Source organism: Candidatus Pseudothioglobus singularis PS1 (assembly GCF_001281385.1).
GTDB lineage: Bacteria > Pseudomonadota > Gammaproteobacteria > PS1 > Pseudothioglobaceae > Pseudothioglobus > Pseudothioglobus singularis.
This window is the reverse complement of the sequence record NZ_CP006911.1, coordinates 1,131,074-1,156,328: the sequence shown is the minus strand read 5'-3', so window position 1 is coordinate 1,156,328 and position 25,255 is coordinate 1,131,074. Positions and strand designations below refer to the sequence as shown.

Genomic DNA, 25,255 nt, shown 5'->3' with positions numbered 1-25,255 from the left:
GAAATAAGGGTTCTTAGATGTATAATTATTTTACACTTTTCAATAAAATTAGTGGGTTTTACATAAATTCTTTTTAAAACTAAGGAGTTAACAAATGAACAAATCAGATTTAGTTTCAGCAATTGCTGATAACTCAGGTCTTTCGAAAGCTGATGCAGCTCGTGCTTTAGAGGCAACAACTACTGCAATCTCTACCACATTGGCAAGTGGCGACTCAGTAGCTATCACTGGTTTTGGTAGTTTTTTAGTAAGAGCACGCGCAGCACGCACTGGCCGTAACCCGCAAACTGGTGCTGCAATACAAATTTCAGCATCAAATGCACCCGCATTTAAAGCAGGAAAATTATTAAAGGAATCTGTTAACTAATCAGATTTTTTCGAAGTATAATATGCCCGTTTCCTTATTTGATTCGGGCATTTTTTTGGGCGCTTAGCTCAGTTGGGAGAGCATCGCCCTTACAAGGCGAGGGTCACAAGTTCAAGTCTTGTAGCGCCCACCAAGAAATATGGAGCGGTAGTTCAGTTGGTTAGAACGCCTGCCTGTCACGCAGGAGGTCGCGGGTTCGACCCCCGTCCGCTCCGCCATTTTAATTTGCAATATCTTAGTTTAAGAATTTCCAAATCTATTTTTTTTGAATTATATTTATCTTGATATAATTAAAAAAATTTAAATAATTACAGTTAATTTCTTTTATGAAAACATTTCTCCATGTAGGCTGTGGTCCTCAAACAAAAATTGGTTTAAAAGGTTTTGATAATGATCAATGGAAAGAAGTTCGATTTGATATTGATAAAACTGTCAATCCAGATATTGTTGGAACATTGTTGGATATGAGTAAAGTTGCTTCAAATAGTGTTGAAGCAGTTTACTCATCACATAACATTGAACACGTATATCCTCATCAAGTTCCAATTGTTGTAAAAGAGTTTCTTAGAGTATTGAAAGATGATGGCGTAGTTGTTCTTATTTGCCCAGATTTACAAAGTGTTTGCGATGCAATTCTCAAAGATAAACTTTATGATCCACTATACGAAACTCCAGTCCCAATAGCTCCCATTGATATTTTGTATGGGTTAAGAGCTGCCCTTGAAGAAGGGAATGAGTTTATGGCACACAAGTGTGGGTTTACTTATTCATCTTTATTGAATTTTTTTATTGAAGCGGGCTTTCAGAAATGGATAGGTGGAAGAAGACCGGAGGACTATGCTTTATATCTTATTGCTTGTAAAGGTAAAAAGTCTGATGAAGAATTAAGAAATCTGGCACTTGAATTTTTACCTGGTGATTGAATATTTATTAAAATAATTGTATTCAACTACTTGAAAAGATAACTGCTAAAAGTAATTTGCCTCTTAATATATGTGTTTTATCTTTAGAGTCAAATAATTTAAAAAAGGAATTGAAAGTGAACAATGGTCGACAATTAAAGAATGCAAGAATAGAAATCTCAAAAGTGACTGAAAATGAACTTTATAATTTTTCATCTAGTCATGCTTTATCTATCTATCCATTGGAGGCTGTTTGTACTTATATTCCAAAGAATTGTTGCTCTTCATTAAGGTTTTCAATTGCCATTGCAAATGGCTTTGTTAAAGACGTTGATGATATTAATTGGATTCATCAAAATAACCAAACCTTTATTTCATCTCAAAGAGAAGTTTCTCTTGCAAAACATACTTTTGTTGTTTTGCGTTGCCCATATACTAGAATTGCTTCTTGTTATTTAGATAAAGTGGTAGATGGAAAAATTAACTTTAATGATAATTTTGGTAATAAAGCGAGTTTAAATTTTAATGAATTTCTAGAATATATAAAATCTCAAAGTAGAGAAAATATGGAGGAACACTGGAGAAATCAGTCAGATTTTCTTCATTATGAGCATTATGATGATTATTTTTCTTTGGAGCTCTTTTCTGATGCAATTGACTTATTGAAATCTAAAGGTTTTAAAGTTTATGATACTAGGAAGATCTTAAATCATGATATTTCAAGTTTTGAAAAAGTTGATGGAGATTTCTCAAAGATTAAAGATATAGATCTTGAAAAAATGAAAAATAATGGCCGTTTGCCAAGTTACAAATCAATGTTCACAGAATTAGAAGTCAATCTTGTTAATGAAATTTATGGAGATGATATTGATTTGTATAAAAGCCATTTTGGCAATGGTGCTTTATTGTTTAAATAATTTTTTTTAGAGTTTTCGTAGATTGTAAATATTTTGTTGATGAAGTACAATGACGTTTTAGTTTTATTTGCTTTCTAATTTCTTATGAAGGATAGCCCAATAAGCCTAAGTGTTGACTTTGAGAAAGATGGAATTCAGCATGGCTATCTTAAACTTCCTCACTCTCATGATGGCTCTGCCTGGGGCTCTATAGTGATTCCTATAACTGTAGCAAAAAATGGAAATGGGCCAACAATTCTTTTTACTGGGGCTAATCATGGTGATGAATATGAAGGTCCTGTAGCATTATTTGATTTAGCAAATCACATCAGATCTTCTGATATTAAAGGAAGAGTGATAATTATTCCTGGGATGAATTATCCAGCTTTTCAGGCTGGAAAAAGAACATCTCCAATTGATGGTGGTAATATGAATCGAGTTTTCCCTGGCAATCCTGAAGGAACCTTTACTGAGAAGATAGCTGATTACTTTAATCGGACTCTTCTTCCTCTTGCAGATTATGTTGTAGATTTTCATTCTGGCGGAAAGACATTAGATTTTTTACCTTTTTGTTGTGCTCATTTTCTAGATGATAAAGAACAACAGTCTCGTTGTATTGATGCAATGAAAGCTTTTAACGCCCCTCATTCAGTAATGCTTCTTGAGATTGATGCTGTCAACATGTATGATACTGCTGCTGAAAATATGGGGAAAGTGTTTATTAGTACAGAGCTTGGTGGAGGTGGATCAACAACGGCTTATTCAGTCGAAATTGCAAAAAAAGGAATTCGTAATTTGTTAAAACATACTGGTATTTGTGAAGGAGATCTAGAGGTATCAGAAACACTTAATTTAGACATGCCTGATCAAAGATGCTATATTTTTAGTGAATCAACTGGGCTTTTAGAGCATTGTGTTGATTTAGGTGATCCAGTTAGTGAAGGGCAACTTGTGGCAAAGATTTACAACATTGAAAAAACAGGAGATGAGCCTGCTGAATATTTTGCTGGTATTGATGGTATTTATACTGGAAGACATTTTCCAGGGCTGATAGTAAATGGAGATTTTCTGGGTGTTGTTGCGGTTCCAGTGTAGCTTCATAGTTTGTTATTGCCTTTATATTAGGAGAAAAAATGAATGCTTTATTTGCTTCAGATAATGTGACGAGTGCTTGCCCAGAGGTTATGGATGCTGTCATTAATGCTAATTCTGGTATTTCAGAATCATATGGTGAAGATGAATGGTCATCTAGACTCAAAGAAAAATTATCTGATGTCTTTGAAACCAATGTCGAGGTTTTTTTAACAGTTTCTGGGACTGCTTCAAATGCATTAGCATTATCTGCGTTAGCTCCTGTTTATGGAAAAATCTACTGTCATGAGCTCTCTCATATTAATACTGATGAGTGCGGGGCACCTGAGCTTTTTACTGGCGGTGCTAAGCTAAATCCAATGAGAAGTAGTAATGGAAGAATTAATGCTAAAGAGCTTGATGAGATTGTTAGAGGATCTGGTAATGTTCATGTGACTCAGCCTTCAGTTGTCAGTATTACTCAATCGTGTGAAACAGGGACAGTTTATCAATTAGATGAGATTCAAGAAATATCAAAAATAGCCCATAAGCATAAGATGAGTGTCCATATGGATGGTGCGCGGTTTGCAAATGGTCTCGTATCTCTTGGAGAAAGCCCGGCAGAGATGACATGGAAGTCAGGAGTTGATGTTCTAACCTTGGGTGGTACTAAAAATGGTTGCCTCGCTGCAGAAGCAATCATATTTTTTAAACCTGAGATGGTTGGTAATTTTCCATTCCTTCATAAAAGGTCTGGCCAGCTTCTCTCAAAAATGCGTTTTATATCATCTCAGTTAAATGCTTATGTCTCCAATGATGTATGGATTCGAAATGCTAGTCATGCAAATGCAATGGCAAAGAAATTAAGTAAAGGCTTAAATGCCTTTTCAAATATCAATTTAGCCTATCCAACTGAGTCAAATGAAGTTTTTGTTCATCTTCCTAGAGATGTCATTGATTATTTAAATAATGCTGGCTATGACATCAATGAAGAAGAGCTGGACGGGAAAGCTGTTCGATTTGTGACTGCATGGAATACTGATCAAAATGATATTACAAATCTTTTAGACAAATTATCACAAAAATACGGGTAAATTTTAAGGTTTAAAAACTTTTATAGATGAAGTGTATAGCCTTGTATAATGCTTCACCAAGCAAATGGTAAGATCTGCATTGATACAAGATCCCTATAGCTAAAAAAATAATTAAATCACGAGTTAGTTTTGACTCTTGATAGGTCTCTCAAATTGAATTTGAGTTAATTGTAATTGGTTGATACTAAAATAGTATCAACATTTTTGGTAAAAATATTATTATGTTAAGTGCAATAAGAAATAAATCAAAAGGTTGGGTCGCTTATCTCATCGTTGGCTTAATAACGGTTCCATTTGCCTTGTTCGGAATTCAAGATTATGTAAGTCGTTCTGCAAATAACTCGATTGCTACAGTTGATGGAGAAGATATTGATATTAATGTTTATTACCAAGAATTAAATACACAACAACGCAACTTGCAGCAACAATTAGGCGCTGCCTACACCCAAGAGATTGATGATGCTATCAAGCAAACTCTTTTAGATTCCATGATTAATGAAAAGCTGATAGAAAATTATGCCAACTCATTAGATATTGTTACCCTAGATGATGAGGTTAAATCGGTTATTGAATTAAATCAAGCTTTCTCAGTAGATGGTGAATTTTCACAAGATCGATATACTCAATTATTAAGACTTAACAGTTATTCACCTGCTGGCTATGAATTAGCTCAATCAAAATCATTAACACGGGAACAAATTAAGAGAAATCTGAGTGGTTCAGCTTTTATGTCATCGATTCAAATTGATCAACTTAATGATCTTGCATCTCAGCAAAGAGAGGTTTCGTATATTGCCCTGAATACAAGTAATTATCTAGATCAAGTTAGTGTTTCAAAGGATCAAATTTCAGATTATTTTAATGAAAATAGATCAAGCTTTATTGAAGGACGAAAGGTTAAAGTGGATTTTGTAGAGCTTACATTAGACAGTATGGATGAGCCTGAAAATCCAACTAATGATGATCTTCAAAATCTTTACGACGACAATGCTGAACTCTATACAAACTCAGAAAGAAGAAGGGCGCAGCATATACTAGTTGAGAGTGAAGAATTAGCTAATGACCTATTAAAGCAGATCAATCAGGGCGCTGACTTTGCTGAACTCGCTAAAGCAAAATCTGAAGACAGCTCTTCAAGTGAAGAGGGCGGAGATCTTGGTTTTTTTGAAAAAGAGTTAATGGGTGCTGAATTTGATGAGGCTGCATTTGCAATGAATATTGGCGATGTTAGTGATGTGGTTGCTACTGATTATGGTTATTTTCATATCATTAAGCTTACAGATATAGAAGCTGAAACAATGCAAGCTTTTAATGAAGTTGAGGAGCAATTAGCAGCACTTTATATTAAAAATGCAAAAGAAAAGATGTTATTTAGCTCTTTAGAGGAGTTCATTAATTTATCTTATGAAGAGTCTCTAGATATTGTTGCTGATCAGTTTGGGCTTGAGCTTCAAAGTAGTGAATATTTTGGTAATGGCAGCAGTCTGTATGATGCAAAATTTGTTGCTTCTGCATTTAGTTCTTCAGTTATCGATGACGGTGATAATTCTGAAGTTATGGAGATTGATTCAGAAAAATTTGTTGTTTTGGCTTTATCTGATCTGCAGTCAGAGCGTGAGAGAGATTTAATTGAAGTAGAAGATCAAATTGAGTCCACTCTTAAGACAGCTTCAGCAAAAGAAGTGATTGAAAACATTGCTGAAAGTATTGCCTCTGCATTCTCAAGTGGTGATGAGCAAACAGCCAATAAATTAATCTTAGAGAACAACCTAGAGTGGGTTTCTGAAGGCTGGCTTTCAAGAGCTAGTGAGTTGCCTTATAATGTTGCATCTATATCATTTGCTTTATCAAAACCTGAAGAAGGAAGACACACTTATAGTGCTCAAAGTGCTAACCAATTAACTTCTTTGGTGATTGATTTAAGCGGAGTTAGAGTTCCTGAGGAGGATACAAATACTGGCATCTCAGCGCTTTATTTGAGCCAGGAGAACAATGAAATGTTTGTTACTCTTATTAGGCAGTTAAGAGATAATGCTGAAATTAGAGTGTTCTCTGATTTACTATAGATTTAATTTAAATTAAATTTCAAAGGTTTATTAGTCTCTAGGTTTGACCATACTCTTAATCTCAAGAACATTGAAGTTGGGATCTTCAACGAAGAAAGTTTCTTGTTGATAGTCTGTATCTTCAAACCTGATATAAGGCTTATCTACAAAACCTACAGAAGAAGCAACACTGGCTTTAACTCTTTGATATTCTTCTAATGGTAAATGTATTCCTAAGTGAGGCACAATGACATCGCCCATATCTACACTATGTCTATGCCTTTCAAGGCTATCACTATTTCGAGGCTTTGATTGATGTAGGGTAAGTTCATTCCCCCAAAAATCCACGTCTTGCCATTTACCCTCTTCAGACATATCAAGCTGACATCCAAGTACATCAGTATAAAATTTAACAGTATTGCTTAATTTTCCAGCCTCAATAGCCAAATGAAATCGATTACTCATTATTGACTCTAAAAAAGAAAAATAACCCCTAAAATCAGGATATTAGTATACTAAAAATCCTAAATTTATCAATATCAAAGAATATTTTTTTTTAGTGTTTAAAGATCTGGGCCTTTCTCATAGAAGTTATACCCTGCATCAACGTAGGTAACCTCACCGGTTACTCCAGAGGCTAGATCTGAGCATAAAAATGCTGCCACATTGCCGACTTCCTCAATGCTGACATTGCGTTTAAGCGCAGAGCTCTCAGCAGCATGATCAAGTAATTTTCCAAACCCTTTAATGCCACTTGCTGCAAGTGTTTTGATTGCGCCTGCTGATACCGCGTTGACGCGAATACCTTTTTCAGCTCCCATTGCTGCAGCCATATATCTAACATTGGCTTCAAGAGAGGCTTTAGCAATACCCATCACATTGTAATTAGGAATTGCTCTAAGAGCTCCTAAGTAACTCAGTGTTAATAGGGCACCGTTCTCATTAAGCATCGGCATCGCTGATTTTGCAAGTGCAGTAAAGCTATATGAGCTAATTTCATGCGCCTTGAGGAATCCTTCACGCGTTGTGACCTCAAGATAATTACCATCGAGCTCAGCTCTTTCTGCAAAAGCCACTGAGTGAATTAAAATGTCAAAACTATCCCATGATTTTTTAAGTTCATCAAAAGTTTCATTAATTTGCTTATCACTGGATACATCACAAGGAATTACAATAGATGAGTTACAGATTTCAGCACACTTTTCAACGCGACCTTTAAGTTTCTCAGTTTGATAAGTAAAGGCAAGTTCACAGCCATTTGCTGCCATTGATTCAGCAATTCCCCAAGCTATAGAGCGGTTTGAAGCAACGCCAACAATGAGTGCTTTTTTACCTGTTAAAAAACCCATGAAACCTCCATAATATTTATAATACAGTTAGGGTTTAATTATAAACACATTGACTAAATAGATGCTGTTTACTTAATAAATGTTGAGGATTATTTAAAGTTAATCACGGACTCTTAAATTTAACAATTACTGAAGATATTTATGAAGCACAAAGGCTACTACCTATTATTTCTTGGATTGGTTTTAACAGATCAATTTACCAAGCAAATTTTTATGTCTTCGTTTGATTTAGGTCAGTCAATCGTTGTTAATCCTTTCCTCAGTTGGACCTATCTTCAAAATACAGGCGCTGCTTTTAGTTTTCTCGCAGGCGGGGGTATGATGCAAAAGTCATTTCTTTTAGTTGTCTCTATCTTAGTTTCTATTTGGATCGTGATTTGGACGCAAAAGACATCTTCAATTTATCGTCAAAAGTTAACAGGACAGTTTCTACTTCTCTCAGGTGCTGTAGGCAATTTAATTGATAGGGCGCAGTATGGTTTTGTCATCGACTTCATTGATGTTCATGTCAATAGTTTCTATTGGCCTGTCTTTAATATAGCAGACAGCTTAATCTTTTTGGGCGTTGCACTTCTCATATTTGAGAGAAAATCGACTAGTAAATAAAATTCCAATAGCATCGAGAATCACCATAAGTGGTAGAATATTAAATAAATGCATTCCACTCAAACTCAATGAATAAATTTCTTTTATTACCTTTACTTTATTTGATGAGTATTTCGGCATTAGCTGAAATGCATAAAGTTTCAGATTCTGGCGAAATTTTAGCTTTAGATAGTGAGGCTTGGTCCTGCGTTTTAGATGACAGTAAGTCACTTCTCTGGGAAGTCAAGAGTGAAGAAGAAGGCATTCAATATAGCCTCAACACCTATACTTGGTTTGATGGTGAGAGTGGGAGAGATAATGGGACCTATACTAAGAATTGTTATTGGGGTAAAAACTGCAATACACTGTCCTTTACTGCCGATATAAATAAAGCCAATCTTTGTGGTTATGCAGATTGGCGCCTTCCATCACTTGATGAATTAAATACGATTGTTGACTATTATGGTGAGAGCGATACGCTCATTAATACAGACTTTTTTCCTAACACTCAGAAGAATACTTATTGGACCTCTGATTCAGTCACAAATAGCCCTAAACTCGCCTTCGAGGTGCCTTTTTTCTATGGCGGCTCAAAGGCGCGTGAGAAAACCATTGACACTTTTGTAAGACTTGTAAGAAGTGCTGACTAGAGAGATTGATCAATCCTTGTATGAGTCATATTCTGACGATATACCCTTAATTCTCAAAAGAATCTATGCAGCCAGAGGCGTCTCTGAGTCGCAGCTCTCAATGGCGCTTCCTGGTCTTCTTAAGCCCAACTTTGACCAACTCAATATCGCCCTAGAGCTTCTTGAGAAATGCCTCTTAGAGGATAAGCAGATCCTGATTGTTGGAGATTTTGATGCGGACGGTGCAACTGCCAGTGCAGTGGCTATTAAGGCGCTAAGACTCATGGGTGCAAAACATGTCGATTTTTTAGTTCCAAATCGTTTTAAGCATGGCTATGGTCTCAGTCCTGAGATCGTTAATGAGGCAAAGCGTGATAAAGAGCCAGATCTCATTATTACGGTCGATAATGGCATATCAAGTAATGAGGGTGCAGAACTTGCAAGATCCCTTGATATTGACGTCATTATCACAGATCATCACCTTCCGCCTAATGAGCTTCCCAATGCCAATGCGATTATTAATCCCAATTTAAGGGGTTGTGATTTTCCATCAAAAAATTTGGCTGGGGTTGGGGTCTGTTTTTATTTGTTTTCATCACTTAAAACCTATCTCACAAAACAAGGTTATTTTGAAAAGAATAATATTCAAAATCCAGACCTTCGAACGCTTCTTGATTTAGTTGCACTTGGAACCGTTGCAGATGTTGTAAAACTGGATCAAAACAATCGAATTCTAGTGAATGAAGGAATCAAGCGTATTCGTGAAAAACGGTGCTCAAAAGGCATCCTTGCCATCCTTGAGTTAACAAAAAGGCCAGTTGAGTCGCTTCAAGCATCTGACCTTGGATTTACAGTCGCACCAAGAATCAATGCGGCAGGAAGACTCAGTGATATTTCTCAGGGGATTCGCTGCCTCTTATCAGATGATATGAATGATGCGAGAAGGTATGCGCAAACGCTTGAAGAGTTTAATATTAAAAGGCGCAAAGAGCAGACTCGTATGCAGGACGAGGCTCTAGCTATTGTTGAAGATCAAGCTATCGATAAGAGTGATTTTGCAATCGTTCTCTATGACGAGTCTTGGCACGAGGGAGTGGTCGGTATTGTTGCTGGAAAACTCAAAGAAACCTATCAGTGCCCATCTGCAGTGTTTGCCAAGGCAGATAACGTTTTAAAGGGCTCTATACGCTCTATTCCAGATGTCCACATCAAAGACTTGCTAGACCTTGTTGATAGAGAAAATCAAGGACTCATTGAGAAGTTTGGTGGCCATGCGATGGCGGCAGGTTTGACCATCAATCCAGATAACTTTGAGCAGTTCAAAAATGCATTTACTGAGGAAATAACAAAGCATCTCAAAGGTAAAAAACCAATTATCGAGCTTCTAACCGATGGAAGTCTTGATTCAGCTGAAATAACCCTTAAAAATGCAGAGCTGTTGAGGCAAGCTTCACCCTGGGGTCAGGGTTTTGAAGAGCCCATTTTTTATGGTGACTTTGAGCTAGTTGAACAGAGAATTGTGGGTGAAAAACATCTCAAGTGTAATTTAAAACTCCAAGGTACAAATTCAGTTTTAGAGGGAATCGCTTTTTTTCAGGAAAAGCTTGATTCCAAGAAGGCTAGGGTGGCTTATAAGCTCAATGTCAATTCATTTAGAGGGAATGAGTCTTTGCAGCTTATGATTGAGTCAATTGAAAGCTCTTAACTAGAATTTACAGATGAGCAATGACTATAATCTACAAGAGTTTTGTTTTGCAACAGGAAGTGAGTTGCAGAATATTGTCTCAGCAATTTGACTACCTTTGTCGTGAGCCTTTTTAAGCCATTTTTTTCCTTGATTTTTATCTTGATTAACTCTGCTACCAATAAGATATTGCTGTCCAAGCTCTTCCATTGCTTGGACCCATCCTAGTGATGCAGATCTCTTTAGATAATCAATAGATATTTTTTCCTCACCCTTATTTTCATATTGCTGGCTTAGAAGAAAGGTTGATAACGTATTGTTGCTGCCATCTGGGTCTAATATCAATGAGCGCTCAAGCCAGAAGATAGACATGTCAGGGTCTTTATCAAAGAGTTGTTGGCCCGCTTGAACCGCTGTTAAAGCACTACAATAGTATGGCTTCCAGAAGCCGTACTCTTCAGATGCGTAACCCATTTCTACGAGCTCATTACCTAAATCTTTGCCATCAACAATAACTTGTGCAATGAGCTTGGTATTTGTTTTTCTGATGTTGCTAAGTTTGATAGAAGACGCATCACTCAGTCTTTTGGAGACATAATCCCTTACCTTGACTCCAAATTCGATCTGCTTAGGGCATGATTTTGTAGCATCTGGCGCGTCAATATCTTTCAAAGATACTTTTATATAGTTGTCAGCAAGCTCATGAGGTTCGGCAATGTTTACAACAAGTTTGTCTCCATGCGTAACCTCAACCACTTTTGATATAACTGGGTCTGATGCAGAGGTCGATGGTTGAGTGGTTGGGGCTACTTTTTTTGTTTTGTTTTCTGTTGCTTTTTCTTTAGTTTCAACTTTTTTGGCTACTTTTTTAACTGTCTTAGGTTTTTTTGGAACTAGAATACCATCCCTGCAGCCGGTTACAAATAATACGCCTCCAGCCCAATCCTCAACATCAATAAAGTACTTCGCCTCAACTATTTTGTTATCTTTAAAAGTTGCAGCATTTGACCTTTGGTGTTTAATGAGAGTGGGATATGTAGGGTTTTCTGGGACTTCGCCTTTATCTACGCTTCTATTAAAGTAGGCCATTTTCCCAACAAAGTGACCATCTTCTGTGAGCTTTATATTTGTTTCGTCAATGAAGAAACTTGGATCAATCGAAAGTCCACCCATCCTCCAAGAGGATTTAACAAAATCTACATTTGCATCCTTAATATTAATATAGCCTAAGGCCATGTTCCAATTTTCCAATTCGCCAGATTCACTTTTATCGTAGACGATTCTTTTTAAGGTGAACCTACAGTTTGCATCTTCAACACTTTTTGCCAACTTATGATTACTGAAGTCATAATCCAGTTTTGAGACTATCCTATTTAGTAAATCCTCTAAAACATCAGAAGAAAAAGCAACGTCATATATCTCTATTTCTGAGGCTTTGACCGATGAAGTATTATTTGATGACGTATCAGCTGCTGAGTTATTATTTGAACTACCACCACACTTGTATACAAAGTATGTACCATCATCTGAAATCGATTTAATCGGATCGCTACCATCAGGACAATCCCCTGCGTAGCTTTTTACAGAGAACAATGTCAGAAATAAAAGCAGGTATATTTTATTCATATAATTTTTGAATCTCCTTTGCTTTTTAGCAAATTAATACCACTCCAAGGTGTGAGTTGAGTTTTTATGAAAAAATATAGTCGTAGACTCGAGGTAATTTAGGGGTAAAGAAGACCTTATCCGCAATCAAATCGTGATCAAGCCCGAGGGCATTCTCGATACAGGCAGCACATACAGAGCGATAGTCAATGGTTGACATTACATCCCTTTTTTGAAATAGGTCACGCTCAGCAAGTCCAGGCCATTCAGAAATAACTCTACTTTTAGTAATTGAACCTCCCGCCAAAAGTCCCGCAGAGCCATAACCATGATCTGTCCCCCAGGTCCCATTAATTTTGACTGTTCTTCCAAACTCAGTTAAGGTTAAGATAATGCTTCTGTCCCAGGCATCACCAAGCCCCTCTCTGTATCCTGCAATAATGTCATCAATCAAAGTCATTTGCCTGCCATGGTAGCCATTTTCATTGGCTCCCTGACTAGCATGCGTATCAAACTGAGTGACTTTAATAACGGAGGACAGAGGACCACCTTCTTGAGACATTGCCTTACCGGCATATTTGGCTAAACTGGCCGGGTCTCTTGGAACGATGGAGTCCTTCTGAGTACTTTTTTGACTGACCTTGTTGAAAACTGAAGCGCCTTCCTTGGAGTGAGCCATAGAAATCATATCAATAAGTTGGGTTGATAGCTTGCTGGAGCTTCGGACACTGGCTGGGTAGAAGTTATCGTTTTTATCAGTACCCCTTAACAGTAATGGCATATCCAGTGAGAGTGATCTTCCAGGTAGCATTGCTAGATCAAGCGCTCTTCCGAGCCAACCAGTAGACTCCGAAAATGGACTTAATCCACCACCTTGCATTAAGTTTTGGCCTTCAAAGTGCGATCTTAAAGTATATGGAAAGTTTGTTGCATGAACAATTGAGGCATTATTTTTAGCCATCAGTCCACCAAAGTATTGAAAGGATGGGTGCAACGCAAATAGAGAGTTGAGTTTTAGATAGTTGTCAGGAACCAATCCCTTTCTCATTCTAGAAAGATCAGGGTCACCTATGGGCGGCACAGCGGCTAAGCCATCCATTCCACCTTCAAGCATAATGACTGAAATCGTTCCTGGAGGTTTATCTTTTGTGAAGCCGGGAAGAGGAAGGCCTGCAAGAAATAATGAGGCCCCTGATGTCTTTAAGAACTGTCTTCTCGTTAAATTTAATTTAGGCATTCTCCAACCCCATTATTTCAGGACTACACATCAACGCAATGAATTTTGTTTTTTCACTCATACCAACACTAGCTACAAGGTTTCGAGTTGTATCATTTGCATTGATTCTATTCATGATATCGTCCGACTTAAATTTTGGCCTTCCAGCAGTATAAATGGCATCAGCAAATCGAATGCGCCGCTCAAACATTTCACCAGACAGCCACTCTTTCTTGTCACTCGAGTAACCGTCAGGCTGCCTTTCATGCCAAAAACCCTGACCAAGCTCCTCAAAAATCTCACGAGATTCCATTATGTAATTATCGTACCTATTTAATTGAGCCCAACCCTTGAAAAATCTTGCATCGCTAAGCCTTACAACTTGGAATAACCAAGTCATTGGCCATTGAAATTTAGGCTCTTTTGACTGAATAGCACGTTCAATCACAGCAGAATGAATTTCATCCAGACTACCGTTACTTTTTCTCCAGGCATTAGCTATAAAGTCAGTATCAGCTTTGCTTGGGTTATCGCTCACAAAGTGCTGAGCCAATTTAAAAGAGATATGCTTGACGGTGTGTTCGTGCGCAGCAAGAAAATCAGTAAGCTGTCTGAGACCACCTTTACCAGCAGGTACCACCTTGCCTAAAACTTTTTTATTGCCAGGTTCTGCATGATCCTGTTTGAAGAAGTCCCAGGAATTGATTGTTCCTCCCATCTTTAACAGTTTTTGGTGTCTCTGTGGAATCGACAACAACTCTGATTGATCTGATATTCTTCCTGGCCATATGCCCCAGCCGGCCAAAGTATTGGCAGCTCCTCTAATGTCAGACTCAGTATATTTTGCAGATGGCGATACAGTGTGGAGCTCGAGTAGCTCTCTACCAAGGTTATCATTTAGCCCAGCTTGCTCGCCGTTTTGTTTAGCCCATATCGCAGTTTGAGATCTCTCTCCGCAGCTCCAGCAATTATCCAAATAAACCAGCATTGATGGGTGTGTTGTCACTTTGTATAACATTTCGGAGAAGTTGTTATTTAGGTTTGCAAGGATTGCCTCCTCCATCATGTGACCAATATGGTTTTGGTTGTCCCAAATATTTCCGGTAGTAAAGTGATTTGTCCAAAAGGAAGAGAATCGGAGTTTGACTTGATCGTTACCAAAAACATTTCTGTGTGAAAATTTCAATTGGTCTGTCTTAAGTAACAAGTGTTTTTTTTCGTTATCCTGCTTGGCGGCTTCTGAGGAGTAGCCCGCCAGATCCATTTCTTCTCTCTGTCTGTTATATTTGTATTCGCTGTAGAGGTTATCTCGGGTGAGCAGGTCGGGTTGAAGCTGATCTGGCCATTCCTGAATTTTTTTTGCTTGAGTGTTGTTGACTCCTAATGCAGGTGATTTTGCGTTGAGTTGTTTTATTGCCCATGATTTTATGTCTTCAGGTAATGGATTTTCTGGACGAAACATGAGACCTAATTTTTGTGCAATTCTGAACTGCTCATTCATAAAATAATTCAAAATAAATCATAATGAATAAAGTATATCAGTTTGAACTAGATTATATTTTTTTAAAAAAAATTAACTTAAGTTTTATTAGAAGCTGACTTAAGAAAATTTTCCTAATAAAACCTCATTTCCAGAAGAGGGTTCTGACGGCATATTAAATGCAAGAAGCAGTGAGATACAGGCCATACCTGCGCCTGCTAAGAAAACAAGTGAGGGTGAATAAAGCCATATCAGACCAAACACGACAGGAATAAAGACTGCAGCAATATGATTGATTGTAAAGGAGACGCCGGCACTTGAAGCAATATCAGCAGGGTCAGCAATCTTTTGAAAATAGGTTTTAAGGGCAATAGCAATCGAGAAAAAGAGGTGATCCGCAATATACAGAAAGACTGCAAAGTAACCACTCTCAACAAAGGCGTAACCAATAAAAATAAAGGCGAGCCCAACGTACTCAAATATTAGAGATTTGCGCTCTCCAAACCTTTGAATAAGCCTACCAATTTTCGGTGCAAAAAAGACATTAATTGCCGCATTTGCAAGAAGTAAAAGTGAGATTTCAGCGACACTAAAATTGAACTTTTCAACCATCAAAAATCCTGCAAAAACGACAAAGATTTGCCTTCTTGCACCACTCATAAACTGAAGTGCATAGTAGAGCCAGTAGCGCTTTCTAAGAATAATTTTTTTAGTTTGAGAGACCTTTTCAGGGAATAAGGGAAAGTTTTGCCAGCAGTAAAGAACGATCATCACTGATATTCCACCACCCAGTAAATATAGCCACAAATAGCTAAAATGAAATTGTTCATATAAAAGCCATACAAAACTGAATGAAACAATAGAGGCGGCAGAACGAGTTGCAATAACTCGCCCTAAGAATTCAGCGGTTTTATCTTTTTCAATCCACTGTAGAGTTAGCGAGCCATTAATGGTTTCAAAATAATGAAAACCTGTCGACATAATGATAGTTGCTAGATAAAAGTTCATATTAGTCTCGACAAACCCTGTAATGGCAATTCCTATTCCAAGAAGTGCCAATGAGATGTAGGCCAGTTTCTGTTCTCTAATAAAAGCCAAAACAAAGATCACAGTGAACGCTAAGAAGCCTGGAATTTCACGAACACTTTGGAGTATCCCCATTTCAGCGCCCGTAAAGTCAATCTCTTCGATAGCAAAATTATTAAGCAGGTTAAGCCATACAGCCCAGCTAATTGCTGAGCCAATTGTCATTAAGAGGATTAAAAATTCTGGTGATTGGCGATTGATTTTCATAGCGGCCTAATATACCTTTAAAGTGCCATTTAAAAGATATTTAAAGTCTTAATTTTGATAAAGAGATGGACTCTATCAAGGTAAAATGAGTTTTTTTTATTTTAATCATGAAGTTATGCCTAATGTAACACTACCTGATGGCTCAGTTAAATCTTTTGATCAGTCTCTGACTGTTGCAGAAGTTGCTTCATCTATAGGCTCTGGCCTTGCTAAAGCTGCTATAGCTGGAGAGATTAATGGCCAGCTGGTTGATACTTCTTTCATGATTGAAAATGATAGTGATCTTGCAATTATTACCAATAAGGACGACAAAGCACTTGAAGTGATTCGTCATTCAACTGCCCACCTTTTGGCACAGGCTACTCAGCAGCTTTATCCTAAAGCGCAAGTTACAATTGGTCCCGTGATTGATAACGGCTTTTATTATGACTTTGCTTACAAGGATGGTTTTTCTGAGCAAGATTTAGCGAAGATCGAAAAAAAGATGACCGCCATTGTGAAGCAAAACTTGCCAATAGAGAGAATGGAGATGAGCAGGGATGATGCGGTCAAATTCTTTAAATCGTTGGGTGAGCATTACAAAGCTGAAATTATTGAGTCTATTCCAACGGATGAGACTCTCTCTCTTTATAAGCAAGGAGATTTCGTTGATCTGTGTAGAGGCCCACATGTTCCATCAACAAGTAAGTTAAAGGCCTTCAAGCTCATGAAGCTTGCTGGTGCCTATTGGCGAGGTGACTCAAATAATGAGATGCTCCAAAGAGTCTACGGCACCGCCTGGGAGAATAAAGAGGATCTTGCAGCGCACCTTCATAGACTTGAAGAAGCTGAAAAAAGGGACCACAGAAAAATTGGTAAAACGCAAAACTTATTCCACACCCAAGAAGAGGCCCCAGGGATGGTTTTTTGGCATCCAAAGGGCTGGACGCTTTACCAGATCATTGTTCAGTATATGAGTCAGGTCTTTAAAGATAATGGCTATCAAGAGGTTCATACCCCAGAAATTATGGACAGATCCATGTGGGAGAAATCAGGCCACTGGGATAAGTTTGGTGATGCTATGTTTACAACACACTCTGAGAACCGAGATTATGCAGTGAAGCCAATGAACTGTCCTGGGCACGTTCAGATTTATAAGCAAGGGCTCAAATCTTATCGTGATTTGCCGCTTAGGCTCGGTGAGTTCGGCTCATGCCACCGTAATGAACCTTCAGGAACGCTTCACGGAATCATGCGCGTTCGTAATTTTGTACAGGATGATGCGCATATTTTTTGTACCATAGACCAAATTCAATCTGAGGTTTCAGAATTTATTGATCTAACGTTTAAGGTCTATAAACACTTTGGCTTTGAAAATATAGACATTAAGTTGTCTACAAGGCCTGAAAAGCGTGTCGGCTCAGACGAGGTCTGGGATCAAGCAGAAGCCTCACTATCAGAAGCGCTTGATGCAAAAGGAATTGAATGGGAGCTTCAAGAGGGCGAAGGCGCTTTTTATGGGCCAAAAGTTGAGTTTGTTTTGAAAGACTGTCTTGAACGTGAATGGCAGTGTGGAACGATTCAGGCAGACTTTTCAATGCCTGAGCGCCTTGATGCGCAGTACATAGCTGAGGATGGCTCTAAGCAGACACCCGTCATGCTTCACAGGGTTATTGTTGGATCAATCGAGAGATTTACTGGAATTTTAATTGAGCACTATGAGGGAGCTTTTCCATCATGGCTTGCTCCAATTCAGGCAGTTATTCTCAATATTTCTCAAAAACAAGAGGAATATAGCAAGAATGTCGAGATCAATCTAAAAAAACAAGGACTTAGAGTCATTTCGGACTTGCGAAATGAGAAGATAGGCTTTAAAATACGCGAGCACTCGATGCAACGCTACCCATACATTTTAGTGGTTGGTGATCGGGAGCAAGAAAATAACCAAGTATCTGTTCGTCGAAGGGGCGGAGAGGACTTGGGTTCAATGTCTCTAGAGGCCTTGACAGAATTAATAAATCAGGAGTAATTATTAAAAGACCAAATAAGGTAACTACAAGGATTAATCAATTAATCAGCTCACCAAAAGTCAGAGTCATCGATGACAAGGGAGAGCAATTAGGAGTCCTTAGTAATGATGAAGCTCTTGAATTAGCAGTAAACGCAGGTTTAGACTTAGTAGAAGTTTCTCCAAATGCAGATCCGCCAGTATGCCGCGTGATGGACTTTGGAAAGTTTCAGTATGAATTAAAGAAGCAAAAGAGCGACGCTAAGAAGAAACAGAAAAAAACTCACGTCAAGATGATTAAATATCGTCCTGGAACTGAGGAAGCAGATTATCAAATCAAGTTTAGAAACTTGGTTAAATTTATTGAAAATGGCGACAAAGTCAAAGTAGTTATTTGGTTTCGTGGTCGAGAAGTTCAGCATCGCGAGTTAGGGATGGAGATGCTGGATAGAATTGAAAGTGAAACAGAAGAATTTGCCACTGTTGAACAGAAGGCAAAAATGGAGGGTCGCCAGCTTGGCATGATGCTAGCACCCAAATCTAAGAAAAGTAAGGTGCAAGCCCGAAAAGTTGAACCCGAAGAGGGTCAAGGAGTAAATGATGCCGAAGTTAAAGACCAATAGAGGCGCTGCAAAGCGTTTCAAAAAGACCGCCAGTGGCGGTTACAAAAGTAAACACTCGCACTTGAGGCATATTTTGACCAAGAAGAGTACTTCAAGAAAACGCTCGCTGCGTTCACCTGACACCATTGAGAAGGTCGATGTACCAATGGTTAAAAGAATGTTACCGTACAGTTAAAGGAGTATTACTATGGCAAGAGTTTCAAGAGGTGTGCAAGCGCACGCTAAACACAAAAAAGTTTTAAAGAAAGCCAAAGGTTACTATGGTGCTCGCTCTAAAGTCTATCGCGTTGCTAAGCAGGCGGTAATTAAAGCGGGGCAATATGCCTATCGTGACCGTCGTCAACGTCGTCGTCAGTTCCGTAGATTATGGATTGTACGTATTAACGCTGAGGCAAGAAATAACGGCTTAAGCTACTCACAATTTATCAACGGTTTAAACAAAGCTGGTGTTGAGATTGATCGTAAAGTTCTATCAGACATCGCCATCTTTGATAAAGATGCCTTTGCTAAAATTGCTGATCAAGCAAAAGCTGGGTTAGCACAGTAGTAAAATCTTACTAAAAGACTGTAACATAGGTTACAGTCTTTTAAACAAAAATAAAGTAAGCATTTTGATTAACAAAATTATCACCGACGCCTCAAAAGCAATAGCCAGCGCGATAGATTTAAAAGCGCTCGACGATTCAAGGGTCCAGTATCTGGGTAAAAAGGGTGAATTGACTGACCTACTTAAAGGCTTAGGAAAGCTCTCGAAAGAGGAGCGTCCAGCGATGGGTGAGGCAATCAATGAGGCGAAGGTTAAGATTCAAAAGCTCATCGAAACTCGCAAAGAGGAACTCGAAGAGATCGCACTGAACCAAAGACTGCTCGATGAAAAAATTGACGTCACACTTCCTGGAAGGAATTCTGAAAAAGGGAGCCTTCATCCGATCACGCAAACTCTCAACCATATTCAAGACATTTTTACTAAGGCCGGTTTTGAGATAGAGATTGGGCCTGAAATTGAGGATGATTTTCATAACTTTAGTGCGCTCAATATTCCTGAGCATCATCCTGCAAGAGCGATGCATGACACGTTCTATTTCGACGCTAATACGGTACTAAGAACGCATACATCTCCCGTTCAAATCAGAACGCTAGAGAGACAAAAGCCACCCGTCAGGGTCATTGTCCCTGGCAAGGTGTATAGGTGTGACTCTGATGTCACTCATACACCGATGTTTCACCAGGTAGAGGGGCTCATTGTTGACAAAGAGGCCTCATTCTCTCAGCTCAAAGGTTTGCTCATCGACTTCTTAAGAGCTTACTTTGAAAAAGATGACCTCAAAGTTCGCTTTCGTCCCTCTTACTTTCCGTTCACGGAGCCATCAGCTGAGGCTGATATTGAATGCGTGATATGCGGCGGAGAAGGTTGCCGCGTCTGTAAAAAGTCAGGCTGGTTAGAAGTTTTGGGTTGCGGCGTTGTTCATCCAAACGTTTTGAATGCGGTTAATATTGACTCTGAAGATTATTCAGGGCTCGCTTTTGGAATGGGCGTTGAGAGACTTGCGATGCTCAGATATAGCGTCAATGATCTCAGATTATTTTTTGAGAATGACGTTCGCTTTTTAAATCAATTCTAGTGCAAGGTTATCAGTCATGAATATTTCAACTAGATGGTTAAGAGAATGGGTCAGTCCAGATGTAAGCGACATAGAGCTCTCTGAAAAATTAACAATGGCCGGTTTGGAGGTTGACCAGATTGCCCCAGTGGCTCCTCCATTTGAAGGCCTAGTTGTAGGGCACGTTGTAAGCTGCGGGAAACATCCCAATGCAGACAAATTAAGTCTGTGTGAAGTCGATGTTGGCGCTGATGAAAATCTTCAAATTATTTGCGGTGCACCTAATGTCAGAGAGGATTTAAAGGTGGCCGTTGCAACAGTTGGCTCAGTTCTTCCGAGTAAACTTAAAATCAAACGCGCCAAACTGAGAGGGGTTGAGTCCAATGGGATGCTATGCTCAGAGTCCGAGATGGGTATGTCAGATAGCCATGACGGCATCATTGAGCTTGATTCAGAGTCTCAGATTGGTGAGAATGTTCGATCAGTTCTCGATCTTGATGATCAAATCATCGAGCTTGATATTACCCCAAACCGTGGTGACTGTTTCAGTGTTCTTGGTGTTGCTAGAGAGGTTTGCGTTAACTATGATCTTTCAATGCCAGCCCTTAATTATAAAGCGTCTCAAAAAGGAAATATATCATTCACCTCGACAGTCAGCAACCCGAAAGAGTGCCCAAGGTATCTAACGCGCGTAATCAGCGGCGTTGATAATACTACTCAAACACCAAAATGGATGGCTCAAAAATTATCACGCGCCTCCCAGCAGCTCCATTCACCGATTGTTGATATAACCAATTATGTTCTTTTAGAGCTCGGTCAGCCGATGCATGCCTTTGATTTGTCGAAAATTAATGGTGACATTAATGTGAGATCTGCCAAAAAAAATGAGCCACTTGAGCTTTTAAATGGACAAAGCGTTGAGCTTACTGAGGACACTCTAGTCATTGCTGACGAGAAATCTGCCATAGCAATAGCTGGGGTCATTGGCGGCATGGGATCATCCACTCTGGAAGATTCAACTGAGATTTTATTAGAAAGTGCCTTTTTTGAGCCAGTTGCAATTTCAGGCGTAGCAAGGTCATATGGACTTCATACAGAGGCATCTCTAAGGTTTGAGAGAGGCGTTGACTTTAACATTACGAGTCAAGCAATGGAGAGGGCAACTGAGCTCGTTCTCGAAATTTGCGGCGGACAGGCATCCAAGATTAATGAGTGTACTCACTCAGATTCACTACCTCAAATTGAGCCCATCGAAATCTCAAAAGAAAAAATTTCAAAGGTTCTAGGTTTTGAACTTGAGACATCATGGATTGAATCTAAGTTTCAGTTTCTTGAGTTAGATTTTAAGACAAACAATGATGACTCTTGGACAATCACGCCGCCAAGTTTTCGTTTTGATATTCGGATTCCTGCAGATATTATTGAGGAGCTCGCTCGGCTTTATGGCTACGACAAGATTCCTGTTAAGAGGCTCTCAATTGAAGCCAATATATCAAATGCATCGCAGGCCCAAGTTAGCTCTCATGTTCTATCAAGTTCTCTGGTTAATAGAGGCTATCAAGAGGTCATCGCTTATAGCTTTATCTCAAACGAGATGCATGATTTGGTTGACCCTAAGTCAAAGAAAATTTTGCTTCAAAATCCAATCTCAGACGATATGGCAGTAATGCGATCGAGTCTATGGTCAGGTTTAATTCAATCTGCCAAATCAAACATAAGAAGAGGTCACCTTAACTCGCGCTTCTTCGAGCTAGGGCTTTGCTTCTCTGGCATTTCAGTTGAGGATCAAGTTCAAAAAATTGCCGGCATTATTTCAGGTAATCGCTATAACTCGCAATGGGGAAGTAGCGAACGTGAGGTTGATTTCTTTGACATTAAGTCAGATGTTGAAGCGTTATTAGCTCTGAGCAAAAAAGACTATTCTTTTGAGGCTGCTGAGCATCCTGCACTGCAGATGGGTCAGAGCGCAAAAATAATGAATGGAAAAAAACAGATCGGTTGGGTAGGCGCATTATCACCGAAACTTCAAAAGAAGCTATCGATGCCAACGGCTTTTCTTTTCGAACTTATTCAGTCAGAGATTGAGCAAGGTGAAACGCCAATTTATGCGTCTTTCTCATCTTTTCAGGCCTCTCAAAGAGATATTGCGATTGTAGTCTCAAAAGAGCTCAGTGCTGATGAGATTATTGGTTCTATCCAATCTTTAAAGCAAGCCGATCTGGTGGATGTTAACTTGTTCGATGTCTATGAAGGGGAGCATATCGAACAGGGCAGTAAAAGTGTGGCTCTAAATTTAACTTATCAATCGACAGAAGTTACCTTAACTGATGAACAACTGGCTGAAAAAGTTAGTAAAATAGTGGCTCATTTAGAAACAAATTTTTCAGCTAAATTAAGATAAAACATGTCCCTTACAAAACAAGATATTGCTAATACTCTCGTCAAAAAAACAGAGCTTACTCAAACACAAGCGCTAGCCCTAACCAATCAATTTTTCGATCAAATCATTGAAACTCTTAAATCAGGCGAAGAAATAAAACTATCTAGTTTTGGCAATTTTGTTGTTCGCAATAAAACGCCCCGACCTGGCAGAAACCCTAAGACAGGTGAAGAGGTGATGATCAGTGCCAGGAAAGTGGTTACTTTTAAGGCCGGACCAAAGCTTAAATTAGCCACACAAAAAGGTAAGAAGTAGCTCTAGTCGGTTATTGCAACCATAAAACCCTTTAATATTGGTATCACAGAGAGCATGACAAGTTGTTGATGGTTTTCGTCCTGTGTTTTTCCACTTGAAGCTCGCTTTTTAAGAGTTGGGGTGTAGTCATCACTCAGCGAAAAAGAGGCAAATAATAGATCTGAAGTATCATCCGCTTCTCCCTGATTTTCAACCATCTCAACATCATACGTCGCGCTTGGATCCTGAGTCTGCTTATTGACGAATAAGATGGTCTCATTAAAGTGAAGAAAGAATCGTTCAGCGGGGCAACTTGAAGATTTTTTAAGTTCTAGTTCGCCATCTGACATAGCGCTTGCAATTTGATCATAGTGCTGATCAGTCAGTCTGACATAACGCGTGTCAAGATAGTCACCGAGATCATTGTCACCCTCGTACTCTTTTATATATTCAATTAGCTCTTTAAGCATGCTTCCACTTTGTTGATAATGAAGATGAGAATTTTAACAAAGATTTACTTAGACTTACCAAATTGAATTTGATAAATGTCGAAGATAGTAATCGACATGGCGGCGATGATTGGGCCAATGAAAAGACCCAAAATACCAAACTTAATGATTCCTGCAAGCGTAGAAAGAACAGTAATTAGAGTATGGTTGAGTGGGCTTTGATGCTTCATTGAGCTTGAGAGCCTCATGATAATAACGGGTCTCAAAAAGTTATCAATGATTGTGCCCGCTATAATGGCGCCAAAAATAATAATAATAATAGCGCTGGTTGGCTCGCCAATAGCAAACAGATAGATTGAAATTGGAAGCCAAACTAAAACGCCTCCCAAAACTGGAATAAAGCTAGCAAGAGCCATCGCTACGCCAAAAAATAACGCAGGCAGACCAACGATCATGACCCCAATTGCAAACGCAATACCTTGCGTTAAAGCAACTAAAAAAACACTTCCTACTAGAGTCAGTGATAGTCCAGAGAACTGATTAAGAAGTAAATCATTAATCTTATTATCCAGAGGAGAGACCTTTCTTATCTTTTCAATGAAAGAGGGGCCATCTATATAAAAATAGTAAAGTGAGAAGATGGTAATGATTACAAAAAAGACGAACTGACTGGAGAGCTTCGTAATGCTTTTAAGAATTACAATAGAGAAGTCTTTAATTGCGATAGCAATACTCTCAAGATTGTTTCTAAGTGAGCTATCTAAAAACTCTCGAATAGAGTCAGACAAAGGAAGACCCATGATAATTTCATCTGTAATTCTGCTTATTTCACTGAGCTGAAAGTCACTCTGAAGTCTGTTAATGAGCGCAGTAGTCTCGATACCACTGACCAACAAAATGTATCCAAGTGGCAAAATCAAAAGCACCGTGACAACTAGAGTCATAATAAGTGCGGCTCTATTTTTGGACTGCTTCTGTGCAAGCTTATCAAAACTACTAAAGGTCGATATACAAATTAAAAGAGATAAGAATAGGTAGGCAATGAAGGGAGTAAATAGCCAGACTATTGCAAGAATGGAAAGCGCTAGAAGAATTAATACTAAACCATTACCATGACGATTATTAACACTTTCTGTCACATTGACTCCTTGTAGTTATCTCTTCTTAGAGAGATAAAGTATACTATATTGTTTTAAATATTAAACAAGAATACATGCAAACAGCTTATCTTGCAGGTGGTTGCTTTTGGTGCGTAGAAGCTATATTTCAGCGCGTTAAAGGTGTCAAAGAAGTAGAAAATGGTTACTGTAACGGAACAACAATAAATCCATCCTATGAATCAATATGCACTGGCCAGACAGGGCATGCAGAAGTTTTAAGGGTTGACTTTGATGAAGACGAGGTAACCTTTGAGGCGTTATTAGAAGTTTTTGTGGAGACGCATGATCCAACGAGTCTTAATCGGCAGGGTGCTGATAGAGGAACTCAGTATCGATCTGCTGTCTTCTATACAAATGATTCGCAAAAAGAGATTGCAACTTCAGTGATTGGAAAAATTAAGGGTGCTGTGACTGAGGTTACGGAGCTTGATGTTTTTTATCCAGCTGAGGTTTATCATCAAAACTACTTTAATAATAATTCAAATCAGCCTTATTGCCAAATGGTGATATTACCTAAAGTGACTAAATACTTTAAATAGAGAGAT

At 38.7% G+C, this 25,255-nt stretch carries 24 protein-coding genes, 2 tRNA genes and 1 pseudogene; 19 read left to right on the top strand and 8 right to left on the bottom strand.

Annotated features, from left to right (window positions below):
- Nucleotides 1–94: 94 nt before the first annotated feature.
- The 8 genes from W908_RS05860 to W908_RS05825 all read left to right on the top strand — a co-directional run bounded on the left by W908_RS05860 (nt 95) and on the right by W908_RS05825 (nt 6,396).
- Nucleotides 95–367 (top strand): HU family DNA-binding protein, encoded by a 273-nt coding sequence (locus tag W908_RS05860; RefSeq protein WP_053820329.1) that lies wholly within the window; start codon nt 95–97, stop codon nt 365–367.
- Between the two features lie 57 nt (nt 368–424).
- A tRNA-Val gene (locus W908_RS05855) sits at nt 425–500 on the top strand.
- 8 nt (nt 501–508) lie between these two features.
- Nucleotides 509–585, top strand: a tRNA-Asp gene (locus W908_RS05850).
- 108 nt (nt 586–693) lie between these two features.
- Nucleotides 694–1,290: a class I SAM-dependent methyltransferase gene (locus tag W908_RS05845; RefSeq protein WP_053820328.1), complete on the top strand. Its 597-nt coding sequence runs from the start codon at nt 694–696 to the stop codon at nt 1,288–1,290.
- 56 nt (nt 1,291–1,346) lie between these two features.
- Nucleotides 1,347–2,186 carry a sulfotransferase family 2 domain-containing protein gene (locus tag W908_RS05840; RefSeq protein WP_053820327.1) on the top strand — a complete coding sequence of 280 codons (840 nt, stop codon included), beginning with the start codon at nt 1,347–1,349 and terminating at the stop codon, nt 2,184–2,186.
- 84 nt (nt 2,187–2,270) lie between these two features.
- The gene (gene doeB / locus W908_RS05835) at nt 2,271–3,260 is read left to right on the top strand and encodes a N(2)-acetyl-L-2,4-diaminobutanoate deacetylase DoeB (protein WP_053820326.1); all 990 of its coding nucleotides are present in this window, start codon (nt 2,271–2,273) and stop codon (nt 3,258–3,260) included.
- Nucleotides 3,261–3,298: 38 nt separating this feature from the next.
- Nucleotides 3,299–4,330: a threonine aldolase family protein gene (locus tag W908_RS05830; protein WP_053820325.1), complete on the top strand. Its 1,032-nt coding sequence runs from the start codon at nt 3,299–3,301 to the stop codon at nt 4,328–4,330.
- A gap of 221 nt (nt 4,331–4,551) precedes the next feature.
- A complete protein-coding gene (locus tag W908_RS05825) occupies nt 4,552–6,396 on the top strand; it encodes a SurA N-terminal domain-containing protein (protein ID WP_053820324.1) in 1,845 nt (614 codons plus the stop codon).
- Nucleotides 6,397–6,426: 30 nt separating this feature from the next.
- On the opposite strand, the gene W908_RS05820 is transcribed toward W908_RS05825, so the two are convergent.
- Both W908_RS05820 and W908_RS05815 read right to left on the bottom strand, forming a co-directional pair.
- Nucleotides 6,427–6,840, bottom strand: coding sequence for a VOC family protein (locus W908_RS05820; protein ID WP_053820323.1), 414 nt, complete (start codon nt 6,838–6,840; stop codon nt 6,427–6,429).
- Between the two features lie 98 nt (nt 6,841–6,938).
- Nucleotides 6,939–7,724, bottom strand: coding sequence for an enoyl-ACP reductase FabI (locus W908_RS05815; protein WP_053820322.1), 786 nt, complete (start codon nt 7,722–7,724; stop codon nt 6,939–6,941).
- Nucleotides 7,725–7,865: 141 nt separating this feature from the next.
- Here W908_RS05815 and lspA point away from each other — a divergent pair, with 141 nt between their 5' ends.
- The 3 genes from lspA (at nt 7,866) to recJ (ending at nt 10,643) form a co-directional block, all read left to right on the top strand.
- Nucleotides 7,866–8,330, top strand: coding sequence for a signal peptidase II (lspA, locus tag W908_RS05810; RefSeq protein WP_053820321.1), 465 nt, complete (start codon nt 7,866–7,868; stop codon nt 8,328–8,330).
- 68 nt (nt 8,331–8,398) lie between these two features.
- Entirely contained in the window at nt 8,399–8,959 is a 561-nt protein-coding gene (locus tag W908_RS05805; protein WP_236849126.1) for an Lcl C-terminal domain-containing protein, read from the top strand.
- Nucleotides 8,949–10,643, top strand: coding sequence for a single-stranded-DNA-specific exonuclease RecJ (gene recJ / locus W908_RS05800; protein ID WP_053820320.1), 1,695 nt, complete (start codon nt 8,949–8,951; stop codon nt 10,641–10,643). Before W908_RS05805 ends, recJ begins: the two co-directional genes overlap by 11 nt.
- 24 nt (nt 10,644–10,667) lie before the next feature.
- Here recJ and W908_RS05795 read toward each other — a convergent pair whose 3' ends face one another.
- The 4 genes from W908_RS05795 to W908_RS05780 all read right to left on the bottom strand — a co-directional run bounded on the left by W908_RS05795 (nt 10,668) and on the right by W908_RS05780 (nt 16,216).
- On the bottom strand, nt 10,668–12,248 hold the full coding sequence (locus tag W908_RS05795; RefSeq protein WP_053820319.1) for a thermonuclease family protein: 1,581 nt from the start codon (nt 12,246–12,248) through the stop codon (nt 10,668–10,670).
- Nucleotides 12,249–12,312: 64 nt separating this feature from the next.
- The gene (locus tag W908_RS05790) at nt 12,313–13,464 is read right to left on the bottom strand and encodes a DUF1501 domain-containing protein (RefSeq protein ID WP_053820318.1); all 1,152 of its coding nucleotides are present in this window, start codon (nt 13,462–13,464) and stop codon (nt 12,313–12,315) included.
- Complete coding sequence (locus W908_RS05785) at nt 13,457–14,944, bottom strand: DUF1800 family protein (protein WP_053820317.1); 1,488 nt, start codon at nt 14,942–14,944, stop codon at nt 13,457–13,459. The genes W908_RS05790 and W908_RS05785 overlap by 8 nt, the downstream gene beginning before the upstream one ends.
- A 99-nt stretch (nt 14,945–15,043) precedes the next feature.
- Nucleotides 15,044–16,216 (bottom strand): MFS transporter, encoded by a 1,173-nt coding sequence (locus tag W908_RS05780; protein ID WP_020025884.1) that lies wholly within the window; start codon nt 16,214–16,216, stop codon nt 15,044–15,046.
- 115 nt (nt 16,217–16,331) lie between these two features.
- Between W908_RS05780 and thrS the strand changes: the two genes are divergently transcribed.
- From thrS to W908_RS05750, 7 genes and pseudogenes are all read left to right on the top strand, one after another.
- Nucleotides 16,332–18,224: a threonine--tRNA ligase gene (gene thrS, locus W908_RS05775; RefSeq protein WP_053820793.1), complete on the top strand. Its 1,893-nt coding sequence runs from the start codon at nt 16,332–16,334 to the stop codon at nt 18,222–18,224.
- A pseudogene (infC, locus tag W908_RS05770) lies at nt 18,224–18,751 on the top strand (translation initiation factor IF-3); the annotation flags it as partial. The gene thrS and the pseudogene infC, both read left to right, overlap by 1 nt.
- Nucleotides 18,752–18,803: 52 nt before the next feature.
- Nucleotides 18,804–19,001 carry a 50S ribosomal protein L35 gene (gene rpmI / locus W908_RS08710; protein ID WP_082345018.1) on the top strand — a complete coding sequence of 66 codons (198 nt, stop codon included), beginning with the start codon at nt 18,804–18,806 and terminating at the stop codon, nt 18,999–19,001.
- Nucleotides 19,002–19,013: 12 nt separating this feature from the next.
- A complete protein-coding gene (gene rplT, locus W908_RS05765; RefSeq protein ID WP_020025064.1) occupies nt 19,014–19,373 on the top strand; it encodes a 50S ribosomal protein L20 in 360 nt (119 codons plus the stop codon).
- Between the two features lie 64 nt (nt 19,374–19,437).
- A complete protein-coding gene (gene pheS, locus W908_RS05760; protein WP_053820316.1) occupies nt 19,438–20,448 on the top strand; it encodes a phenylalanine--tRNA ligase subunit alpha in 1,011 nt (336 codons plus the stop codon).
- Nucleotides 20,449–20,464: 16 nt separating this feature from the next.
- Nucleotides 20,465–22,828 (top strand): phenylalanine--tRNA ligase subunit beta, encoded by a 2,364-nt coding sequence (pheT, locus tag W908_RS05755; RefSeq protein WP_053820315.1) that lies wholly within the window; start codon nt 20,465–20,467, stop codon nt 22,826–22,828.
- A 3-nt stretch (nt 22,829–22,831) separates the two neighbouring features.
- Nucleotides 22,832–23,122 carry an integration host factor subunit alpha gene (locus W908_RS05750; RefSeq protein WP_020025067.1) on the top strand — a complete coding sequence of 97 codons (291 nt, stop codon included), beginning with the start codon at nt 22,832–22,834 and terminating at the stop codon, nt 23,120–23,122.
- Nucleotides 23,123–23,124: 2 nt separating this feature from the next.
- On the opposite strand, the gene W908_RS05745 is transcribed toward W908_RS05750, so the two are convergent.
- Both W908_RS05745 and W908_RS05740 read right to left on the bottom strand, forming a co-directional pair.
- Entirely contained in the window at nt 23,125–23,571 is a 447-nt protein-coding gene (locus W908_RS05745; RefSeq protein WP_053820314.1) for a hypothetical protein, read from the bottom strand.
- A gap of 44 nt (nt 23,572–23,615) precedes the next feature.
- Nucleotides 23,616–24,689 carry an AI-2E family transporter gene (locus W908_RS05740; RefSeq protein ID WP_053820313.1) on the bottom strand — a complete coding sequence of 358 codons (1,074 nt, stop codon included), beginning with the start codon at nt 24,687–24,689 and terminating at the stop codon, nt 23,616–23,618.
- Between the two features lie 74 nt (nt 24,690–24,763).
- Here W908_RS05740 and msrA point away from each other — a divergent pair, with 74 nt between their 5' ends.
- Complete coding sequence (gene msrA / locus W908_RS05735) at nt 24,764–25,249, top strand: peptide-methionine (S)-S-oxide reductase MsrA (RefSeq protein WP_053820312.1); 486 nt, start codon at nt 24,764–24,766, stop codon at nt 25,247–25,249.
- Nucleotides 25,250–25,255 lie beyond the last annotated feature (6 nt).